This is a genomic window from Methylobacterium sp. WL19 (genome assembly GCF_008040005.1).
GTDB lineage: Bacteria > Pseudomonadota > Alphaproteobacteria > Rhizobiales > Beijerinckiaceae > Methylobacterium > Methylobacterium bullatum.
This window is the reverse complement of sequence record NZ_VRVC01000219.1, coordinates 1-4285: the sequence shown is the minus strand read 5'-3', so window position 1 is coordinate 4285 and position 4285 is coordinate 1. Positions and strand designations below refer to the sequence as shown.

The following is a 4285-nucleotide window of genomic DNA, read 5'->3' as shown; positions in this document are numbered from 1 at the left end:
GCGGAGGTCGGGGCGCCGGTGCCGCCGGCGTTCGGGGCGACGGCGCTCGGGGGCAAGGGCGTGACAGGCAAGGTCGGCGGCCTCGATCTCTTCCTCGGCTCGCCGCGGGAGGCGGCGGCGCGCTCGGCCTTCACACCCGAGCAGTCGGCGCAGGTCTCCACCCTGAACGACGCGGGCAAGACGGTATCCGCCCTCGTCGTGAACGGGTCGTTGGCCGGCCTGATCGCCATGCGCGATGAGCCGCGGCCGGACGCGAAGGCGGGAATCGATCGACTGGCGGCAACCGCCATAACGGCGGTCATGCTCACCGGCGACAATGCCCGCACCGCCGGAGCGGTGGCCGGGGCGCTCGGCATCGAGGCGCGGGCCGAGCTCCTGCCGGAGGACAAGCAGCGGATCGTGAGCGAACTCCAGGCTGGCGGTGCGGTGGTGGCGAAGGTCGGGGACGGCATCAACGACGCCCCGGCGCTCGCGGCCGCGGACGTCGGCATCGCGATGGGCGGGGGCACCGACGTCGCGTTGGAGGCGGCCGATGCCGCGGTGCTGCACGGGCGCGTCGCCGACGTGGCGCGGATGATCGAGCTCTCCCGCAGGACGCTGGCCAACATCCGCGCGAACATCGCCATCGCGCTGGGGCTGAAGCTCGTGTTCCTCGCCACCACCGTCGCCGGCATCACCGGGCTGTGGCCGGCCATCCTGGCCGACACCGGTGCCACGGTGCTCGTCACGGGCAACGCGCTGCGGTTGCTTGGCATGCGGCTTCGTTAGGCATGGTCCGGTGTTTGGCCCTGCCGCTGGGAACGACGGAGAAATCCTCGCGGACAGGTCGCCGACGGCTGCCGTGTTGCGCCCCGACAGGGCATCGTCGGCGATGCGTCGCGCGAAGGCGTCGATGTCGGCCATACCGCGGCGATGCGGCCCGTTCCGGACGCTCGGGCCACCCGTGGCCCGTCCGATCTCGACGGGGCCTTCCGGCTCAGGCGAACCGGACGCGCGTCCCGGCCGGATAGGTCCCGCGCCGGCGTCCCTCCCGGCAGGCCTCCACCTGGATCGCGGCCGGGACCCGCGCCTCCATCCCCTTCAGGATCCCCTTGTAGTGGGTCTCCCGGAAAGCGGTCTCCTCGACCACGAAGCGTTCGATCTCGTCAACGTCGGCCGTCGCCCCTGAGAACCGGCGCGCGAGAATGCCTTCAAGCTGCGTGAGATCGCTGCCGTCGAACAGCACCTGCTGGCCCGGATCGGTCGCATCGGAGAAAGCCATCCCACCCCGCTGGTCGACCGACCACATGGCCTCCTTCATCTTCTTCAGGCCCTTCTGGTTCTTCGTTGCGAAGAACAGGTAGTAGTCGGTCCGCTCCCGCCCGTTGCGCATCTCGAAATGCCGGACGAAGCGGGCCCCGGCCATCGATACGAGCTGGGCGGCATAGAGGTCGCGGATGCCGGCCTTGCGCTGCGCCGGTGGCAAGGCGGTGACCTTGCGCCAGTCCGGGCAGCCGAACAGCGCGTCGAAGTTGTCCGGCTGGTCGCGGTGCGTGAGGAAGCGGTTGATCTCCTCGAACATGAAGTTGACCAGGACCTCGCCGCTGGCGCGGTTCATCAGGTCGCGCATGGCGGTCATCGGCATGCCGTTCCATCCGAACGGATCGACAAGCGCGAAGACCGGCGCGTTCCGGGGGTGGTCGCGCAGCGCCTCCGCGTAGACCTGCTCGAAGCCCTCACCGGAATGAACGCGCACGTGGAGGTTGCGCGGCTTGGCCCGGGCCGCGAACAGCGTGCCGATGCAGCCGTGCAGGCGGTCCGCACGGGCCTCGTCCTTCTCGATGAAGTGGAAGTGGCACTCGGCGCGGATCGGTGTGGCTTGGTCGAGGAACGCCTTCAGCGCGATCAGCGGGGAGCCGTCGCTGCCGTCGTCGTAGATGCCCGGGCCCGCGAAGCCGTCGATGAACACCATGCGCGGGAAGCCTCCCAGCGCCAGGATCGGGAACCAGGCCTGCAGGTAGCGCCGCAGGATCTCGTGCTTGGCCCTGGTGTGGTCCTCAAGCGCCCACGTCACCCGCTGCGGCTTCATCCATCGCCCCTACAAGGCGGCGGACACAGCCGCGCGCGCGTTCCTCGGCCAGCCGTTGTGCTCGCGCCCGTCTAGCAGCCGACCGCCCGTCTTCGGCGACCGCCCGCCCCACTGCTTGAAGAAGAACGGCACGTCGGCCCGCGCGCACTGCCGCAGCAGGTCCACGACCCACGCCTTCTCCATGGGCCTGGCGCCGGGACCGCTCTCGCCCCCGACGATGACCCAATGCAAGCCGATGAGATCTAAAGTCCCGATCGGCCCGATCAAGGGCTCCACGGACAGGAACCGCACCGCGGCATTGGTATCCCTCAGGTGCGCGACCCTGGACTTCTTGGTTCCGTCCTCGACCGACACGCCGAGCCAGATGTGGGCCGGCACGGGACGCGAGACGTAGCGGGCGTTGACGTAATCCCGCATCAGCGAGCTGCGCTTTGTCAGTATCTGGAACTCGTGCCAGTCCGCCCGCTCCATCGTGTCGAAGACGCGGTCGACGAAGGACGTCGGAACGTCCTTGTGGAACAGGTCGCTCATCGAGTTCACGAAGATCATCCGCGGGCGCCGCCATGCCAACGGCTGCTCAAGCCGCGCCGGACGCAGCGTCAGGTCGAAGCCGCTCTCGAACGGGTGGTTCGGAACGCCGCGGAAGCGCTCGGAAAACCGCGCCGCGTAACAGTTGTCGCAGCCGGAGCTGATCTTGGTGCATCCCGTCACCGGGTTCCAAGTCGCCTCCGTCCACTCTATCGCCGAGCTCTGAGCCATAGGAACAAAATTAGAACACTTCGCGGTGGGTCGCAACGGACAGCTTGGCCGAACGCGACGCGTCGCACCAGCCGGAACGAGCCGCTTTCTGCGATCGGTGCGGCTCTCGATCCGTCTCAGGCACACCGTGCGCCGGAACCGTTGCGACGGATCGAGGCTTGCCGTACCCCGACCCACCCCGCCGACGAGGTTTCCCATGACCAGCGATATCGAACGGCACCAGCAGCTGCTGAGCTCACTCAAGCAGGCCCAGGGCAAGGGCGACGGCTCCTTCGAGCAGGCCGTCACCGACGCCTTCGAGCACGTCTTCGAGCACCTGGGGCGCCTCAACGCGATCAGCGATCCGGACGCCGAGGACCGTCCCTTGAAGCCAGGGGAAACAGCGACGCTGCGGTAGGCGCATCGGGCTGTAGCCGATCTCAGACGAGCTTCTCGTCGAACCATTCGACGAGAAGCGTGATGCCGTAATCGATACCCCCCCGGCATGCTCCGGCCAACTTGACCCGCTCGGCGCCAAGTTGGGAGGACTTCATGGCCGCCATGCCGAAGTGCGGATACGAGGGTTTCGTCGGACGCTTAAGGGCTCACGAAGCGGTCTTGGTTTGCGATCGTCCCGACGGATCCGAGACGGACGACGAGGATCCCGATACCGGACCCGGGGCATGAGGCGGCGCCCCCGGGGGGAACGCCGAATTCCCGGTTCGGTCCCGGAGGGATCGCTTCCGCTTCCGATCGGGTCGATGTCCTACCCTTCGGATATCCGGGCTATGCACCGTCGGTCACCCGTACGACGCTGCGCCCGTTGCCCCGGCGCTCGACGCGGACCTGCACCGCGATGCGATCGATCATCGCCGCGACGTGGGTGATGACGCCGACCCGGCGACCCTGGCCCTGGAGGCTTTCCAGGGCGTCGATGGCGACGTCGAGGGTCTCGGCATCGAGCGACCCGAAGCCCTCGTCGATGAACAGGGTGTCGACGAAGGCCGCTCGCCCCTCCAGGCCCGAGAGCGCCAGCGCCAGGGCGAGAGCCACCAGGAAGCGCTCGCCGCCCGATAGGCTGCGCGTTCCGCGAAGCTCGTCGCCCATGTCGCGGTCGAGGACGTGCAGCGCGAGGTCCGTGCCCTGGCTGCGCACGAGGGCGTAACGCGGGCTCAGGGTGCGGAGTTGTTCGTTCGCGAGATGCGCCAGGTGCTCCAGCGTCACGCCTTGGGCGAAGCGCCGGAACCTGTCGCCGTTCGCGGAGCCGACGGCGGCGTCGACCATCTCCCACGCGTCGAGGCCCTCGCGCACGGCCTCGATCTCCCCCGAGAGGTTCGCGGCCTGGCCCAGGGCATCGTCGTCGCGGGCAAGCTCGGCGTCGAGTGCGCCCCGACGCCGTTGATGGGTCGCGATGGCCTCGGCGACCGCGGCGGCGGCGGCCTCGGTGCCCGGAACGTCGACGGGCGGGAGGCCGCGCAG

5 protein-coding genes are annotated in these 4285 nt (G+C 69.0%); 2 read left to right on the top strand and 3 right to left on the bottom strand.

What is annotated here, in order from left to right:
- A partial coding sequence (locus tag FV220_RS24235) for an HAD-IC family P-type ATPase (protein ID WP_147833498.1) occupies positions 1 to 768 on the top strand: 768 nt, incomplete at its 5' end.
- Between the two features lie 208 nt (positions 769 to 976).
- On the opposite strand, the gene FV220_RS24230 is transcribed toward FV220_RS24235, so the two are convergent.
- Positions 977 to 2068 (bottom strand): three-Cys-motif partner protein TcmP, encoded by a 1092-nt coding sequence (locus FV220_RS24230; RefSeq protein WP_147833497.1) that lies wholly within the window; start codon positions 2066 to 2068, stop codon positions 977 to 979.
- Positions 2069 to 2077: 9 nt separating this feature from the next.
- Positions 2078 to 3025 carry a phage Gp37/Gp68 family protein gene (locus FV220_RS24225; protein ID WP_348642106.1) on the bottom strand — a complete coding sequence of 316 codons (948 nt, stop codon included), beginning with the start codon at positions 3023 to 3025 and terminating at the stop codon, positions 2078 to 2080.
- On the opposite strand from FV220_RS24225, the gene FV220_RS24220 reads away from it, so the two are divergent.
- On the top strand, positions 3024 to 3224 hold the full coding sequence (locus FV220_RS24220) for a hypothetical protein (protein ID WP_147708290.1): 201 nt from the start codon (positions 3024 to 3026) through the stop codon (positions 3222 to 3224). The two genes, FV220_RS24225 and FV220_RS24220, sit on opposite strands and share 2 nt — an antisense overlap.
- Positions 3225 to 3592: 368 nt before the next feature.
- Here FV220_RS24220 and FV220_RS24215 read toward each other — a convergent pair.
- A partial coding sequence (locus tag FV220_RS24215) for an SbcC/MukB-like Walker B domain-containing protein (protein WP_281406103.1) occupies positions 3593 to 4285 on the bottom strand: 693 nt, incomplete at its 5' end.